Below are 16,921 nucleotides of genomic sequence, written 5' to 3'. Positions count from 1 at the left end.
GCGTCAAGCCGCCGGCTCCTGCGAGGGCACGCGATCGAGATCGGCGAGCCACACCGCGCTCTCCGAATCGCTCGGCGCGCGCCAGTCGCCGCGCGGCGAAAGCGAGCCGCCCGAACCCACCTTCGGCGCATTCGGAATGCAGGTGCGCTTGAACTGGCTGGTACGGAAAAAGCGGTCGAGGAAAATGCGCAGATTGCGCTTGATCGCCGCGAGGTCGTACGCGTTGCGCGCGACCTTGGCGTTCTCGGGCCATGCGCCCGCCTCGCGATCGCCCCACGCATGACGCGCGAGGAAGGCGACCTTGGTCGGCGCGAACCCGAAGCGCAGCGTGTAGTAGAGATTGAAGTCCTGCAGCTCGTACGGCCCGATGGTGCTTTCGGTCTTCTGCTCGGGCGCGCCGTCGGTCTTGCCGGGAATCAGTTCCGGGCTGATGTCGGTGGCGAGGATCGCTTCGAGCACGTCCGCGCCACTTTCGCCGTTCTGGCCGATCTGACCGGTTTCCGCGACCCAGCGCACGAGATGCGTGATGAGCGTCTTGGGCACGCTGGCGTTCACGTTGTAGTGCGACATGTGATCGCCCACGCCATAGGTGCACCAGCCCAGCGCCAGCTCGGACAGATCGCCCGTGCCGATCACGATCGCGTGATTGAAGTTGGCGAGGCGGAACAGGTGATTCGTGCGCTCGCCGGCCTGCACGTTCTCGAAGGTGATGTCGTAGGTTTCCTGCCCTGCCGAATACGGATGGCCGAGGTCTTCGAGCATCTGCATGCAGCTCTGGCGGATGTCGATCTCGCGCGCCGTGCAGCCAACCAGATTCATCAGCTCGCGCGCCTGGCGCAGCGTGCGCTCGCTGGTCGCGAAGCCCGGCATGGTGTACGCAAGGATATTGGCGCGCGGCAGCCCGAGGCGGTCCATCGCCTTCGCGCAGACGAGCAGCGCATGCGTCGAGTCGAGTCCGCCCGACACGCCGATCACCACCTTCTTGATGCCCGCCTGTTGCAGGCGCTGCACCAGCGCCTGGACCTGGATGTTGTAGACCTCATTGCAGCGTTCGTCGCGGCGCTTCGGATCGGCCGGCACGTACGGGAAACGCTCCACGCGCCGCTCGAGCGCGAGCGTCTCGCGGGTCCACGCACCCTGCCCCGCCAGCTCGCAACGGATCACGCGGAACTTCCCGATTTCATCGGCATAGCGGCGGATCGAATCGCCGAACGTGGTCTGGCGGATACGCTCCTGCTGGAGCCGTTCGAGATCGACGTCGGCGAAGATCAGGTGCGAATCGTCGAGAAAACGCTCGGACTGCTTGAGCAGTTCGCCGTTCTCGTAGACCAGCGCCTGGCCGTCCCATGCCATATCGGTGGTCGATTCGCCCTGACCCGCCGAGGTATAGAGATAAGCGGCCAGACAGCGCGCCGATTGCTGCGACACCAGTTGATGGCGATAGCCAGCCTTGCCCACCACCACATTCGAAGCCGAGAGATTCACGAGCACCGACGCGCCCGCGAGCGCCGCGAACGACGACGGCGGAATCGGCACCCAGACGTCCTCACAGATCTCGACGTGAAAGCGCAGCCCCGGAATCTGCGCGGCCTCGAACAGCAGCGAGGCGCCAAACGGCACTTCCGCGCCCGCGATGCGCACGCTGTCGACGCTTGCGCTATCGGCGGCGCTGAACTGGCGCGGCTCGTAGAACTCGCCGTAGTTCGGCAGGAAGCTCTTCGGCACGATGCCCGCGACACGACCGCCCGACACCACGGCGGCGCAATTGAAGAGCGCATGCCCCACGCGCACCGGCAAGCCGACGATCATCACGAGCGGCAGTTCGGCCGACGCTTCCACGATCTGCGCGAGTGCGCGCTCGCAGGCATCGAGCAGCGCCTGCTGATGGAAAAGATCGTCGCAGCTGTAGGCCGACAGACCCAACTCGGGGAACGCGACCAGCGCCGCGCCCTTCGCCGCGGCTTCGCGCGCGAGTGCGAGCGTCTGTTCGGCGTTGAAGGCCGGATCGGCCACGCGGCAACGCGGCACGCCCACGGCCACGCGTGCGAAACCGTGCGAGTAGAGATTGAAGAAGCGCTCTTTCATTTCGATAACCGATAAGCGTTAGCTCGAAGGCGTGGCGGCATAGGCGCCCACACGGAAGATCAGGGCAAGGGCGGCGATGCGGCGGCCCTCACCCGTTCGGGTCGTTTGCTTTACCATGACCGTTTGCCGCGGCGCCGTTCAATTCGTTCAGCGAGTTCGAAGCTGATGCGAGCCATGCGCCGCGCACAGACCGCAACATCGGTCGCAGCATCGGTCAATTCGCACAGAATCCGCACAGCCAGGCAAACACGGGCACGCCAGTTGGACAAGGAACATTTCGATTATCGCACGGGCATTATCGGCTCACCGTCCGAGCTGGACGCAGCCGAATGGAACGCCCTGCTCGCGCGCCAGGCCCAGCCGACGCCGTTTCTGCGCCATGAATTCCTCACGGCGCTCGACGCGACCCGCTGCGCCGCGCCCGAAGCGGGCTGGGCGCCGCAGTTCGTCACCCTGACCGACTCGCGCACGGGGCGCCTCGCCGCCGCCGCGCCCGTCTACCTCAAGGGCCACTCATACGGCGAATACGTGTTCGACTGGGCCTGGGCGGACGCCTACAAGCGCAACGGCCTCGAGTACTACCCGAAGCTGCTGTGCGCGGTGCCGTTCACGCCGGTCCAGGGCACGCGCCTACTGGCCGCCGACGAGACCGCGCGCCGTCACCTGGCCGCCACGCTGCTCGCCTTCGCTGAGCAGGCCGATGTGTCGTCGCTGCACGTTCTCTTTCCGACCGAAGACGAAGCGAGCGCGCTCACTGAGCTTGGCATGATGCAGCGCGAAGGCGTGCAGTTTCACTGGCTCAACGACGGCTATCGCGATTTCGAGGACTTCCTGTCGACGCTCGAGCAAAAGAAGCGCAAGAACATCCGCGCCGAGCGCCGCAAGGTGCGCGACGCGGGCGTCACGCTCAGGCGCATTCGCGGCGAGGACATCCGCGACGAGGACTGGCGCTTTTTCAGCCGCTGCTACCGGCAGACCTACCGCGAGCATTTTTCGTCGCCGTACCTGAATCTCGACTTTTTCCGCATGATCGGTGCGAGCATGCCGGAGAACCTGCTGCTCGTGATCGCCGAGTACGAAGGCAAGCCGATCGCCAGTTCGCTCGTGGTCTATCAACGCGGCGCGAACGGCACGGGCGGCACGCTCTACGGCCGCTATTGGGGCGCGCTCGAACACGTGCCCTGCCTGCACTTCGAGACCGCGTACTACCAGCCGCTGGAATTCTGCATCGAGGAAAAGCTCGACGTGTTCGAAGGCGGCGCACAGGGCGAACACAAGATGGCGCGCGGCTTCATGCCGACGCCTACGCGCTCGGCGCACTGGCTCGCGCATCCGGCGTTTTCCGATGCGGTCGCGCGTTTCCTGGAAAGCGAGACCAACCAGATTCACGCCTATATGCACGAGCTCAACGAACACAACCCGTTCCGTAGCTGACCCGCTCGCGGGATAATCCACGCCTCTTTTTAGGCAACGACCATCATCGCGACCCGAAACATGCCGTGGTTCCTCTATCTGCTCGAATGCGCCGACGGCAGCGTCTATACGGGCATCGCCGTCGATGTTCAAGCGCGCTTCGCGCAGCATGCGAACGGCACGGGCGCGCGCTACACGCGTTCGCGCAAACCGGTGCAAGTGCTCGCGCAGTTCGAGCTGGCCGACCGCGCGAGCGCTTCGCGCGCCGAATACTGGGTCAAGCGGCTGCGTCCGCACGAAAAGCGCGCGCTCGCGGTGGGCGATCGCTCGCTCGATTCGGTGCTGCCGCCACCGCCGCCGCCTGAGCCAGCCGAGCCGCCCGAGAGCGCTCAGCCCGAAGCGCAAACGCCCGCCGCCTGAATCGCACACGCATAAAAAAACCGCACGGCCTTGCGGCGCGTGCGGTTTTTTCGTGGCGAAACTCGCGAAAGCTTACTTCTGCGCGTTCGCAACGCCTTCGGTGATTTCCTTGTGAGCGGCTTCGATACCTGCCCAGCCGTCGACCTTGACCCACTTGCCCTTTTCGAGCGCCTTGTATTGCTCGAAGAAGTGCTTGATCTGGTCCTTCAGGTACTCGGGCACGTCGTCCAGCGACTTGATGTTGGCCGTCATCGGGCAAACCTTGTCGTGCGGCACGGCGATCAGCTTGGCGTCGACGCCCGACTCGTCGGTCATCTGCAGCATGCCCAGCGCGCGCGAACGCACGACCGAACCTGCCAGCAGCGGGAACGGCGTGATCACCAGCACGTCGACGGGGTCGCCGTCGCCCGACAGCGTCTGCGGGATGAAACCGTAGTTGACCGGGTAACGCATGCCGGTGCCGACGAAACGGTCGACGACGAGCACGCCCATTTCCTTGTCGGCTTCGTACTTGACCGGATCGCTTTGCGCCGGAATCTCGATGATGACGTTGAAGTCGTGCGGCAGATCCTTGCCGGCGGGCACGTTTGCGAAGCTCATGAGCGTTCTCTGTTGAAAAGGGAAATAAGCGACGGTTTGCACGCCAGGCGGCGCGCGCAAGGCAGACCCGCGCGCGGCGCGCCGGCACGAAACCGGACGTTGAAGGTTGGCGCCCATTATAGCCAATCGGCCAGGGCATTCCGATGATGCCCCTCGCCTGTTCCGCTGTGCGGGATGTAGCGTTTCCTGAATTGCGGCACGCCCCCGCCGCGTTTGGCGCGATAATCGACTGGCCGGCCCGCCAGTCCGATCACGCGCTTGCCCGCCCGGCGCGCAGCATCTTTGCCTTCTTGCGCGGTTTTCGCGCATTGCTCATCGCATTGCTCGTGTTTCCCTCCCTGGTTTCTCCAACCCTTGACGAGGCGCATGCATGGAAGAAGCGAAGCATTTCATCGGCGGAGAGTGGTCCCCGCCCGCCAGCGGCGAGACCCTCGCCGCGCTCGATCCCTCCACTGGCCAGCCTTTCGCGCAGATCGCGCGCGGCAACGCCGCCGACATCGACGCGGCGGTCACAGCCGCACGCTCGGCCTATGAAGGCGCCTGGGGCGCGCTGTCCGCCACCGAACGCGGACGCTTGCTGTTCGCGCTCTCGGGTCTCGTGGCGCGCGACAAGGAAACCCTCGCGCAGATCGAAGCCCAGGACACCGGCAAGCCCCTCAAGCAGGCCCGCGCCGACGCCGCCGCACTGGCTCGCTACTTCGAGTTCTACGCAGGCGCCGCCGACAAGTTGCACGGCGAGACCTTGCCCTACCAGGCCGGCTACACCGTGCTGACGATCCGCGAGCCGCACGGCGTGACGGGCCATATCGTGCCGTGGAACTACCCGATGCAGATCTTCGGGCGCAGCGTCGGCGCGGCGCTCGCGGCGGGCAACGCTTGCGTGGTGAAGCCCGCGGAGGACGCCTGCGTCTCGCTCTTGCACGTGGCGGCGCTCGCGCGCGAAGCCGGTTTGCCGCCGGGCGCGCTCAATATCGTCACGGGCCTCGGCCACGAGGCGGGCGCCGCGCTCGCGGCTCACGCGGGCATCGACCACATCTCGTTCACCGGCTCGCCGCTCACGGGCAAGCACGTCGCACAGATGGCCGCCGAACATCACGTGCCGGTCACGCTCGAACTGGGTGGCAAGTCGCCGCAAATCGTCTTCGCCGATGCCGACCTCGACGCCGCCCTGCCGGTGCTGATCGCCGCGATCGTGCAGAACGCCGGGCAGACCTGCTCGGCGGGCAGCCGCGTACTGATCGAGCGCAGCGCGTATGAACCGCTGCTCGACCGGCTCGCCGCGGCGTTCGACGCATTGCGCGTCGGCCCGGCAAGCGCCGATCTGGACTGCGGCCCGCTCATCAGCGACAAACAGCGCCGCCGCGTGCGCGATTTCCTCGATGAAGCGCAGCGCGGTGGCATCGCTACGGCAGCGCAAGGCAAGCTCGACGCCCGCGCGCCCGATGGCGGCTTCTACGCCCTCCCGACGCTGCTACGCGACGTGCCGTCGCAAAGCCGCCTCGCGCAGGAAGAGGTATTCGGCCCGGTACTCGCCGCGATGCCCTTCGATGACGAAGCCCAGGCGCTCGCACTCGCCAACGGCACGCCGTACGGCCTGGTCGCGGGCATCTGGACGCGCGACGGCGCGCGCCAGCTACGCATCGCGCGGCGTGTGCGCGCGGGCCAGGTGTTCGTCAACAACTATGGCGCGGGCGGCGGCGTCGAGTTGCCGTTCGGCGGCACGCGCCAGTCGGGCCACGGTCGCGAGAAAGGTTTCGAAGCGCTCTACGGCTTCACCGTGCTCAAGACCATCGCGATCCGCCACGGCTGAAGCTCACCGCGACATCACAAAAAACGGAGACACCATGCGACTCAAAGGCAAGACCGCCGTGGTCACGGGCGCCGGTTCGGGCTTCGGTGAAGGCATCGCCAAGACCTTCGCGCGCGAAGGCGCCAACGTCGTCATCAACGATCTGAACGCCGAAGCGGCGCAGCGCGTGGCGAGCGAGATCGCCCTCGCGGGCGGCAAGGCCATCGCCGTGCAGGGCGACATCACGCGCGAAGCCGACTGGCACGCACTACGCGAAGCGGCCGTCGACGACTTCGGCAGCGTGGAAATCGTCGTCAACAACGCGGGCACCACGCATCGCAACAAGCCGGTGATGGAAGTCAGCGAAGCCGAATTCGACCGCGTCTACGCCGTCAATGTGAAGGGCCTCTACTGGAGCGTGCGCGCGTTCGTGCCGCACTTTCGCGAGCGCGGCGGCGGCGCGTTCGTCAACATCGCCTCGACCGCGGGCATCCGGCCGCGCCCCGGACTCGTCTGGTACAACGGCAGCAAAGGCGCGATGATCGTCGCCAGCAAGGCGCTCGCCGCCGAACTCGGCCCCGACCGGATTCGCGTGAACTGCGTGAATCCGGTGATCGGCGATACGGGCCTGACCGCCGAATTCATGGGCGTGCCCGACACGCCCGAGAACCGCCAGCGCTTCATCGCGACGATTCCGCTCGGGCGCTTTTCCACCCCGCAGGACGTGGCCAACGCCTGCCTCTACCTGGCCTCGGACGAAGCGGCCTTCATCACCGGCACCTGCCTCGAAGTGGACGGCGGACGCTGCGTCTGAGCCTGACTAACGCGTCGTAAGTGCTTGACGCATTGGTGTTTTCCCGCGCCGTCCGGGCCTGGCGGCGCGTATAGAATGGTCGTGCTTTGTCCACGAATAGCCGCCATAACAAGACGGCAACAACGCGGGCCAAACCAGCGGCCCGCACGGAGACATCATGGCCAGTCCAGCGAATCACCTGCCGCACGCGGGCGCGGGTGCGCCCCTGCCCGCCTTCGAGGAAGCCACCTACCGCAAGGTCGCGTGGCGTCTGATCCCGCTTCTCATGCTCTGCTATGTGGTCGCGTACCTCGATCGCGTGAACGTGGGCTTCGCCAAGCTACAAATGAGCACGGCGCTAAATCTCTCCGATGCGGTCTATGGCTTCGGCGCGGGCATCTTCTTCATCGGCTATTTTCTGTTCGAAGTGCCAAGCAATGTGATCCTGCATCGAGTGGGCGCACGCGTGTGGATCGCGCGCATCATGGTCACGTGGGGCCTCGTGTCGATCCTGACGATGTTCGTCACCACGCCCACCATGTTCTACGTGATGCGCTTTCTGCTGGGCCTGTGCGAGGCGGGCTTCTTCCCCGGCATCATCCTCTACCTCACCTACTGGTATCCGGCGCATCGGCGCGGACGCATGACGACGTGGTTCATGACGGCCATCGCGCTCTCGGGTGTGATCGGCGGCCCGGTTTCCGGCTGGATCCTCAAGTCCTTCGACGGCGCGAACGGCTGGCAGGGCTGGCAATGGCTGTTTCTGCTCGAAGGGCTGCCTTCGGTGATCGTCGGCGTGCTGGTGTTCTTCGTGCTGGACGACCGCATCGGCGACGCCAAATGGCTCACGGCCGAAGAACGCGCGCTGCTCCAACGCAATATCGCCGCCGAGGACGCCACCAAGGAAGATCCGCCCCTGCGCACGGTGCTCACGAGCCCGCGCGTGCTGCTGATGAGCCTCACCTACTTCTCGTTCGTGATGGGGCTCTACGGCGTGAGTTTCTGGCTGCCCACCATCATCAAGGCGACGGGCGTGAAGGATGCGCTCTCGATCGGGTTGCTTTCGGCGATTCCGTTTGGGGCGGCGGTGATCGGCATGGTGCTGGTCGCGCGCAGCGCCGACCGGATGCGCGAGCGGCGCTGGCATATCGCGATTCCGGCCGCGCTGGGCGCGCTCGGTCTCGTGCTGTCGGTGACGTGGGCGCACGATACGGTGCTCGCGATGGCCGCACTCACGCTCGCGACCATCGGCATCCTCACCACGCTGCCGCTGTTCTGGAGCTTGCCCACGGCATGGCTCGCGGGCACGGGCGCCGCGGCGGGCATCGCGCTCATCAACTCGATCGGCAATCTCGCGGGCTTTCTGAGCCCGTATGCGGTGGGCTGGCTCAAGCAGGCCACCTCGGCCAATGACTCGGGCATGTATCTGCTCGCGGCCTGTTTGATCGTGGGCGGATTACTCGCGCTTTGTGCGCCGGCGAAGCTGGTGAATCGCTGAGCGCTTCCTCAGCTCCCAAAAGAAAATGGCCGCTTTTCAGCGGCCATTTGTCATTGCGGCATGGTCGACAGAAGCATCAAACGACGTTCATCGCCAGCGCGCTTTCGCGATAGTGCGTAGCCGCCTTGCCAGCATCGCCCAGCTCCTCGTGCAAACGCGCAAGCGCGCGGTGCGAGCGGATCTTGAGCGGCTCGTTGTGGTTCGCGTTGGCCGACTTGAGCGCCGCTTCGAGGAACGACTGCGCCTTGCCCCAGAGCTGCTGCTTCAGGCACAAACGGCCCAATGCGAACAACAGGTCGCCGTCTTCGGGACGCTCCTTGCGCCACGCTTCGGCCTTCTGGATAAGCGGCAACGCGTCGCTGCCCGCCGTGTCCGGATAACGACGCAGCAAACGCGCGTCCCAGTTCTGTGCGAGCGCTTCCTCGACGATCTTGCGCGCGTCGTTCTGGCGCTCCAGCGCGATCAGCAGTTCGGCTGCGCAATCGGCCAGACGCGGCGAATGACGCTCGACCGGCGTGAGCGCATGCCACAGTTCGAGCAGCGCGTCGGCGTTATGACGACGCTCGCGCAGCAGGTTCTCCGCCGCGAGCTGGCGCAGGCGCACCGCCACGGCCGGATGCAGCGCCTCGCGCTTTTCCAGCGTCTTCACGAGCTTGAGCACTTCGCTCCAGTTCTTGAGCTGCTGCTGCGCGCGCAGTGCGATCTGCTGCGCGTGGATGCGACGCCCGCCCTGGGTGCGCATCTCGGTGAGCGCGGCGAGCGCGCCGTCCGCGTCGCGGCCATCGGCGCGCATGTCGGCGGTGGCCAACAGGCGCGCTTCCTGAAGCTCAGGATCTTCGACCTGGGTGAGCCATTCGTCACGGCGCGCGTACTCATGCAGACGATGCGCGGCGTTCGCGGCGATCAGCCCGGCGGCGCCCTTGTTGTTCTCGTCGGCGAGCGAGTCGCGCGCGGCCTTTTCGGCACGCGAGAAACGGCCCGCATAGAGATTGCCCACAGCGTCACGCAGCGCCGAATGGGCCTTTTCCTTGCGCGCACGCGCCCGATAGGCGGCCACGCGGCGCGGCATCGTCACGATATTGCGCACGAAACGCAGGATCGCGTAAAGCAGCAAAAACGCCACGACGATGCCGACCACGAACAGGTTCAGCGAGACATCGACGCGATACGGCGGATAGACGAGCAGCACCTGCCCCGCGTCGAAGCGCCCCACCGTCGCGAGCGCGACGGCCACCGCAAAAAGAAGCGCGAGCCAGAGAAGTCCACGGATCGCCATGTCTTACCCCCGGCTCTGATATTGCTGGATCGCCTTCAGGCTCTCGTCGAGCGTGGGCAGTGCAACCGCGCTCGAGCCGGCATCCACCTGCTTGAGCAGATCGCGCACGTTCTGCGTCTCCTTCGCGTTGGCGTCGAAGTAATGCGCGAGCGCCGTGTCGGCGGCAGCGAGGTCGGACTTGAGCGTGGCTTCGTTGCGCGAGAGCAGCGACAGGCGTGCCGACAGCAGGCGCAGTTTCACGTTTTCGCGCACGAAGTAGCCCTGGTCGGGCGACGCGAGCATGGCGTCGGCGTTGTCGATGCGGCGCACCTGCACGAGGCTGCCGATCTGCTGGCCGATGCCGGTCACGAACGTGTCGAGCCAGGCCTTCCAGCGCGGCTCGCCGGTTGCGGCGGCGGTCGCGGCGACGTCGGCAGGCGCGGCGGCTTCGGGTTTCGTGTGCGCGACGATCGCTTCGCCCGCGAGCGGCAGTTTGTCGATCGCGGCGAGCGCGGTGTCGAGCTTGATCGCCATGCCCGCGAGATCGGTGGACGGCGCGGCCTTGAGCTTGTCGGTGTCCTGCGCGATGGCCTTGCGCACCGCGAGCGCCTGCGGGCTGGCCGAGGCGGCGAGGCGCGTGTCGGCGCTTTGCAGCGCGAACAGCGCGAGCTGCGTGTTGCCGGTCAGTTGAAGCTGCTCGCTCGCGCTCGACAGCATCTGGCCGACTTCGGCGAGCGTCCAGTCGTCGCGATTCTTGGCGAGATCGGCGTATTGCTGAGCTAGCGCCTGCTGCGAGGTCTGCGCGTCGGCGATCTTGCCTTCGAGCTGCGACATCTGCTTGTCGATCTGCTGGGCGCCGCTCACGGCCTGATCGGCGCGCGCGCGCAGCGCGGCGGTCTGCTGGTCGGCGGCCTGCTGGCGCTGCGCGAGCGCCGCATCCATGCGGTCGAGCTTGCGGTTGAGCGCGTAGCCGCCCGCACCCGCGCCCGCCGCGACGAGCACCACCACGAGCCAGAGGATCGCGGAGCCCGCGCCGCTGCGGCGCGTGTTCGAGCCGCCGGGCGGCGTAGTCGGCGCGGAGGAATAAGACGATGCTGGCCGCGCCGTGGACTGCGAGGAGGTCACCGCAGACGCGGAAGACGAAGCCGACGAGGCGCCTGGATTGGGAACGTGGCTGGAATCGTTCTGATCAGTCATGCGTGGTTGTGCCGGCGGCGAGGCCGGGGTGTTCTGAGCCGGTTGAGCCGCGGACTGCGCGGCCGAAAAAACATCGGGAGAAACCGAGGATGCCGACAGGGACGATGCGAGTCCGGTCAGCGTATCGACGATGCGTTCGTCGCCCGCGCCGGACACCGTAATCCTATCAAAACCCAATGAGCGCGCCGTCTCGGCGATGCGCGGATGCGGCGCGACCAGCCGGGCGTGGCGCAGCTCGACGATTTCGCCCGCCGTGAGGTGCTCGCGTGCGAGTTCGTCGAGATTGCGCACACCCTCGGAGCTGGTCACGAGCCAGGCGTGCGGCGCGCCTTCGAGCAGCGCATGCACCGACGCCCATGCGCCGATCGGCGGCTCGGGGACGATACGGCGATAGGCGGCGACGGCCTCGACTTCGGCGCCCGCTTCGCGCAGGCGGTCGGCGAGCCATTCTCGCCCGCCGTCGCCGCGCACGATCAGCACGCGCTTGCCCGCGAAGGCGTTCGCGCCGAGCGTCTTTTCGAGCGCTGCGTACAGCGATTCGGAGTCGAAGCGGGCCGGTTCCTCGTCGGCGGCGCCAGCCGGGCTGATGACGCGGTGTTCGGGCGCGGCCACGCCCCGGCGCGCGAGCGCGGCGACGCTGGCCGGCCCGACTACGGCCACTGGCAGCGCATGTGGCCAGATCGACGAGATCGCGCTGTAGCAATCGAACGCGCGGTCGACAGCGTTGGGCGAGACGAAGACCACCAGCGCATAGCGGTCGAGCGCGCCAAGCGCCTCGCGCAGCGCAGCATCGTCGCGCACGGGCGCGATGGCGATAAGCGGGAAATCGAGCGGCTTGAGGCCGCGTGCGGCGAGCTGCGCAGCGAGCGTGTCCGATTGACCGGCCGGCCGGGTAATGACGACCGTGAACGGCTCGCCAGCGTGGCCGCTGCGACCCATCTGGTCCGTCTGGCCCGTCGGGTCATCAGGCTGCGCGCCATCGGCCGGACCACCCCACTCGTCGGGTTGGGCCGAACCGGGAGCGCCGCCGCGGCGCGACTGCCAGGGGCTCGTCATCGTCCGTCCGCGTCGCTGTTCGAACCGCTGGCGCCCGACGCCGACGGAGGGGCATTCGGCACGCGCTGCTCGTCGGGACCGGCTTCGGCGAGCGCGCGCACGATGTCGAGCGCGCCCTGGGCGATCAGGTCGTCGGCGACCTTGCGCCCGAGTGCGACGGCCTCTTCCACCGTGGCGGGCGCGGTGGCTTCCTCGGCGGCCAGCACGCGGCTCGCGTCGGGCGTGGCGATGGTGCCGCGCAGCGCGAGCTTGCCGTCCTGCCACTGCGCGTAGGCCGCGAGCGGCACCGAGCAACTGCCGCCCAATGCGCGCGAGACCATGCGTTCGGCTTCTACGGCCTTTGCCGTGGCGTCGTCGTGCAACGGCGCAAGCCATGCAGCGACATCGGCGCGGTCGGCGCGGATCTCGATGCCGAGCGCGCCCTGCCCCGCTGCCGGGAGACTATCCTCGGGCGCCAACAGTGCGCGGATGCGCGCGCCGAGGCCCAGACGCTTGAGGCCCGCCGCCGCGAGGATGATGGCCGCGTAATCGCCGCGATCGAGCTTGGACAGACGCGTATCGAGATTGCCGCGCAGCGGTTTCACATCCAGATGCGGATAGCGCGCGCGAATCATCGACTCGCGACGCAGGCTGGAGGTGCCGACCACGGCGCCCGGCGGCAGCGCCGCGAGCGAGTCGTAGTCGTTGGAAACGAAGGCGTCGCGCGGGTCTTCGCGCTCCATGATGGCCGTGAGCGCGAAGCCCTCGGGCAGCTCCATGGGCACATCCTTGAGCGAATGCACGGCGAGATCGGCACGACCTTCGGCCAGCGCCTGCTCCAGTTCCTTCACGAAAAGACCCTTACCGCCGACTTTCGACAGCGTGCGATCGAGAATTTGATCGCCACGGGTGGTCATTCCGAGGATTTTCACCTCGCAGGATGGATATAATTTGTGCAGCGCAGCTTGCACATGTTCGGCCTGCCACATCGCGAGGCGGCTCTCTCGCGAAGCGATGACCAGCGTGCGCGGTGTGGCCGACATGGGCGCGGATAACGTCTCGGAATTCATGGCAAGCACATCGAATGACGGGTTCGAAAAACAGAATCGGATAACAGGCAATGTTAGCACGCGCCCCTTTTTCGGCATCCCCGATAAGCGGTGAGCAAGGCGCGTGCGGCGGCAAGGAAGAGACGAGGCTCGAACAGGAGCCGTGTGCGCCCGCGCGTTTTACGCGCGCGACAGGCGCATCGGCCATTCTCCCCTTTTCCGCCATGCGGTCCACTTTAAGCGACCGCTTCCCAGCAAAGCCTGCGCCCGATACGCTCCACGTTTTCTTCGACGTTTGCAGACAGATTGCAATGTGCTTCGTTCGATCAGATTGATCCCTTTAAACCGCACGTGCGGCAGGGCGAAATGATCAGACGATGAGCGCACGAGATTCAGGCAATAAGCGCAGCAAAAAGCGCGGCACAATGCAGCGCAGCTAGCACAGGATGGCGTGCCCATCCGCTCCAGGCAACACCCGAAGTACCTGAGTCGCGGTCCCCGCCGCGGCCATGCAGTTGGCAGTCCCCAAACAACCTGTCCACCCTCTGTTGGCCTGAGTTGGGACTTTCGCGCCCGACTTCGGCCCATCGAGGGCAATTGCTGGCTAGTCTTAAGGAAAACATCGTGAAGTCTTCCGGATCGGCGCGCGCAGAGCGCCGCAACAACGCACCGCAGAACGCATCTTCCGCCGCCGAGGCGCAGGCGGAAAAATCCACCGTCACGAAGACCACGAAAAAAACGACCCAGACCGTGACAAAAGCTGCGACGCGCAGCGCAAGCGAGTCCGCCAGCGCGCCCAAGGCTGCGAAGGCGAGCAAGGCCGTGAAGGCTGAGAAGGCCGCAAAAGCGCCGAAGGCCAGCAAGGTCGCGAAGTCGGCATCGCAATCCGCCCCGAAAGCCGCCGGTGCCTCGCGCAACGGCCGCGCGCGCGACGACAAGGACCAGCCCCTCTTCGAAGACATCCGCTATCTGGGCCGCCTGCTCGGCGAAGTGCTGCGCGAGCAGGAAGGCGACGCCGTGTTCGACGTGGTGGAAACGATCCGCCAGACCGCCGTGCGCTTTCGCCGCGAAGACGACAACGCCGCCGCGCTCGCGCTGGAGAAGCAGCTTCGCGCGCTCTCGCCCGAGCAGACCGTGAGCGTCGTGCGCGCCTTCAGCTACTTCTCGCATCTTGCGAATATCGCCGAAGACCGCCATCGCAATCGCCGCCGCCGCATTCACGACCTGCAAGGCTCGGCACCCCAAGCCGGCACCATCGCGCATTCGCTCGAACGTCTCGCGCAGGCCGGTTCGGCCGCTACGCCCGTGCTCCAGCAGTTCTTCAACGACGCGCTGATCGTGCCCGTGCTCACCGCGCACCCGACCGAAGTGCAGCGCAAGAGCACGCTCGATTCGCAACACGATGTCGCGCGCCTGCTGGCCGAGCGCGACCAGCCGCTCACGCATCGCGAACTCGAACAGAACGAAGCGCTGCTGCGCGCGCGCGTGACCTCGCTGTGGCAGACGCGCATGCTGCGCGACGCACGCCTGACCGTGGGCGACGAAATCGAGAACGCGCTCTCGTACTACCACACGACCTTCCTCACCGAAATCCCCGCGCTGTACGGCGAGATCGAAACGCAGCTCAAGGAACACGGCCTGTCCGCGCGCCTGCCCGCGTTCTTCCAGATGGGCAGCTGGATTGGCGGCGACCGCGACGGCAATCCGAACGTCACGTCGGCCACGCTCGAAGAAGCGAGCGAGCGCCAGGCGCAGGTGATCCTGCAGCACTATCTCGACGAAGTGCACAAGCTGGGCGCGGAGCTGTCCGTGTCGAACCTGCTGGCCGGCGCGAGCGACGAACTGAAGGAGCTGGCCGACGCCTCGCCCGACCAGTCGCCGCATCGCGTGGACGAACCGTATCGCCGCGCGCTGATCGGCGTCTATACGCGCCTCGCTGCGAGCGCGCGCGTGCGTCTGGGCGAAGGCGTGGTGGCCGTGCGCAGCGCGGGCCGCGGCGCAGCCCCCGTGCGTGCAACACCTTATGCCGATGCGGCGGAGTTTTCGCGCGATCTGCGCGTGCTGATGGACTCGCTCGCCGAGCATCACGGCGCGTCGCTCGCGACGCCGCGTCTCGCCCCGCTATTGCGCGCAGTCGAAGTATTCGGCTTCCATCTGGCCTCGATCGATCTGCGCCAGAGCTCGGACATCCACGAAGCCGTGATCACCGAACTGCTCGCACGCGCAGGCGTCGAAGCCGACTATGCTTCGCTCTCCGAAGAAGACAAGCAGATCCTGCTGCTCGCGCAACTGGCCGATCCGCGCACGCTGCGCTCGCCGTATCTCGACTACTCGGACCTCGTGAAGAGCGAGCTGGGCGTGCTGGAAATGGCGCGCGTGACGCGCGAGAAGTTCGGCGCGCGCGCGGTGCGCAACTACATCATCTCGCACACCGAAACGGTCTCCGACCTGCTCGAAGTGATGCTGCTGCAAAAGGAAACCGGCCTGCTGACCGGTCGCCTCGGCCATGCGGAAGATCCCGCCAAGGCCGCGCTGATGGTGATTCCGCTCTTCGAGACGATTCCCGACTTGCGCCATGCCTCGGGCATCATGCGCGACCTGCTCGCGCTGCCGGGCATCGACGGCATCGTCGAGCATCAGGGCAACGAGCAGGAAATCATGCTCGGCTACTCGGACAGCAACAAGGACGGCGGCTTCCTCACCTCGAACTGGGAGCTGTACCGCGCCGAGCTGGCGCTCGTCGCGCTCTACAAGCAGCGCGGCATCACCCTGCGCCTGTTCCACGGCCGCGGCGGCACGGTGGGTCGCGGGGGTGGTCCGACCTACAACGCCATCCTCTCGCAGCCGCCGGGCACGGTCGAAGGCCAGATCCGCCTGACCGAGCAGGGCGAAGTCATCGCCAGCAAGTTCGGCAATCCGGAGATCGGCCGCCGCAATCTGGAAACGGTGATTGCCGCGACGCTGGAAGCCACGCTGCTGCCGCACGGCAACTCGCCGGAGCAACTGCCCGTGTTCGAAGAGACGATGCAAAAGCTCTCCGACGATGCGATGGCGGCGTACCGTTCGCTCGTCTACGAGACGCCGGGCTTCACGGACTACTTCTTCGCCTCGACGCCGATCACGGAAATCGCCGAACTCAACATCGGCAGCCGTCCGGCTTCGCGCAAGCTGCAAGACGCGAAAAACCGCAAGATCGACGATCTGCGCGCGATTCCCTGGGGCTTCTCGTGGGGCCAGTGCCGCCTGCTGCTGACGGGCTGGTACGGTTTCGGCAGCGCGGTGTCGTCATATCTCGACGACGCGGGCAGCGATGCCGAACGCGCACGGCGCCTCGCGCTGTTCAAGAAGATGTACAAGAGCTGGCCGTTCTTCGCGAACCTGCTCTCGAACATGGACATGACGCTCGCCAAGACCGACCTCGCGGTGGCGTCGCGCTACGCGCAGCTCGTGACCGACAAGAAGCTGCGCAAGCACGTGTTCGAGCGCATCGTCGCCGAGTGGGAACGCACGACCAAGGTGCTCGACGAGATCACGGGTTCGAACGGGCGTCTCGCCGATAACCCGCTGCTCGCGCGCTCGATCAAGAACCGCTTCCCGTACCTCGATCCGCTCAATCACTTGCAGGTCGAGCTGATCAAGCGTTATCGCGCAGGCGACCCGAGCCCGCGCGTGCGACGCGGGATTCACCTGACGATCAACGGGATCGCGGCCGGGTTGCGCAATACGGGTTAAGTTGCGACGCGTCGGATTCGCGCTTAAAGCCCCGCTGGTTGCCCGCCAGCGGGGT

Annotated in this window: 12 protein-coding genes; 6 read left to right on the top strand and 6 right to left on the bottom strand. The window is 66.5% G+C overall.

Annotated elements, in window-relative coordinates:
- Window positions 1–3: 3 nt before the first annotated feature.
- Window positions 4–2,085 (bottom strand): NAD(+) synthase, encoded by a 2,082-nt coding sequence (locus U5782_RS06040; RefSeq protein ID WP_322042911.1) that lies wholly within the window; start codon window positions 2,083–2,085, stop codon window positions 4–6.
- A 261-nt stretch (window positions 2,086–2,346) separates the two neighbouring features.
- Between U5782_RS06040 and U5782_RS06035 the strand changes: the two genes are divergently transcribed.
- Complete coding sequence (locus tag U5782_RS06035) at window positions 2,347–3,519, top strand: GNAT family N-acetyltransferase (RefSeq protein ID WP_322042910.1); 1,173 nt, start codon at window positions 2,347–2,349, stop codon at window positions 3,517–3,519.
- 60 nt (window positions 3,520–3,579) lie between these two features.
- Window positions 3,580–3,918 (top strand): GIY-YIG nuclease family protein, encoded by a 339-nt coding sequence (locus U5782_RS06030; RefSeq protein ID WP_322042909.1) that lies wholly within the window; start codon window positions 3,580–3,582, stop codon window positions 3,916–3,918.
- A 72-nt stretch (window positions 3,919–3,990) separates the two neighbouring features.
- On the opposite strand, the gene ppa is transcribed toward U5782_RS06030, so the two are convergent.
- Both ppa and U5782_RS06020 read right to left on the bottom strand, forming a co-directional pair.
- The gene (gene ppa, locus U5782_RS06025) at window positions 3,991–4,518 is read right to left on the bottom strand and encodes an inorganic diphosphatase (RefSeq protein ID WP_322042908.1); all 528 of its coding nucleotides are present in this window, start codon (window positions 4,516–4,518) and stop codon (window positions 3,991–3,993) included.
- 116 nt (window positions 4,519–4,634) lie between these two features.
- The gene (locus U5782_RS06020) at window positions 4,635–4,886 is read right to left on the bottom strand and encodes a hypothetical protein (RefSeq protein ID WP_322042907.1); all 252 of its coding nucleotides are present in this window, start codon (window positions 4,884–4,886) and stop codon (window positions 4,635–4,637) included.
- A gap of 2 nt (window positions 4,887–4,888) precedes the next feature.
- Between U5782_RS06020 and U5782_RS06015 the strand changes: the two genes are divergently transcribed.
- The 3 genes from U5782_RS06015 (at window position 4,889) to U5782_RS06005 (ending at window position 8,598) form a co-directional block, all read left to right on the top strand.
- Window positions 4,889–6,328 carry an aldehyde dehydrogenase family protein gene (locus U5782_RS06015; RefSeq protein WP_322042906.1) on the top strand — a complete coding sequence of 480 codons (1,440 nt, stop codon included), beginning with the start codon at window positions 4,889–4,891 and terminating at the stop codon, window positions 6,326–6,328.
- A gap of 34 nt (window positions 6,329–6,362) precedes the next feature.
- The gene (locus U5782_RS06010) at window positions 6,363–7,121 is read left to right on the top strand and encodes an SDR family oxidoreductase (RefSeq protein WP_322042905.1); all 759 of its coding nucleotides are present in this window, start codon (window positions 6,363–6,365) and stop codon (window positions 7,119–7,121) included.
- 157 nt (window positions 7,122–7,278) lie between these two features.
- Complete coding sequence (locus U5782_RS06005; RefSeq protein ID WP_322042904.1) at window positions 7,279–8,598, top strand: MFS transporter; 1,320 nt, start codon at window positions 7,279–7,281, stop codon at window positions 8,596–8,598.
- Between the two features lie 76 nt (window positions 8,599–8,674).
- Here U5782_RS06005 and U5782_RS06000 read toward each other — a convergent pair whose 3' ends face one another.
- The 3 genes from U5782_RS06000 to hemC all read right to left on the bottom strand — a co-directional run bounded on the left by U5782_RS06000 (window position 8,675) and on the right by hemC (window position 13,155).
- Window positions 8,675–9,874 (bottom strand): heme biosynthesis protein HemY, encoded by a 1,200-nt coding sequence (locus U5782_RS06000; RefSeq protein WP_322042903.1) that lies wholly within the window; start codon window positions 9,872–9,874, stop codon window positions 8,675–8,677.
- A gap of 3 nt (window positions 9,875–9,877) precedes the next feature.
- Entirely contained in the window at window positions 9,878–11,989 is a 2,112-nt protein-coding gene (gene hemDX / locus U5782_RS05995; protein ID WP_322043087.1) for a fused uroporphyrinogen-III synthase HemD/membrane protein HemX, read from the bottom strand.
- Between the two features lie 113 nt (window positions 11,990–12,102).
- Entirely contained in the window at window positions 12,103–13,155 is a 1,053-nt protein-coding gene (hemC, locus tag U5782_RS05990) for a hydroxymethylbilane synthase (protein WP_322042902.1), read from the bottom strand.
- 603 nt (window positions 13,156–13,758) lie between these two features.
- Here hemC and ppc point away from each other — a divergent pair.
- Window positions 13,759–16,866: a phosphoenolpyruvate carboxylase gene (gene ppc / locus U5782_RS05985; protein WP_322042901.1), complete on the top strand. Its 3,108-nt coding sequence runs from the start codon at window positions 13,759–13,761 to the stop codon at window positions 16,864–16,866.
- The last annotated feature ends 55 nt before the right edge of the window (window positions 16,867–16,921 follow it).

Source organism: Paraburkholderia sp. J67, from assembly GCF_905220265.1.
Lineage (GTDB): Bacteria > Pseudomonadota > Gammaproteobacteria > Burkholderiales > Burkholderiaceae > Paraburkholderia.
Note: the sequence above shows the minus strand (reverse complement) of the source record. Positions and strands in the feature narration are given on the sequence as shown.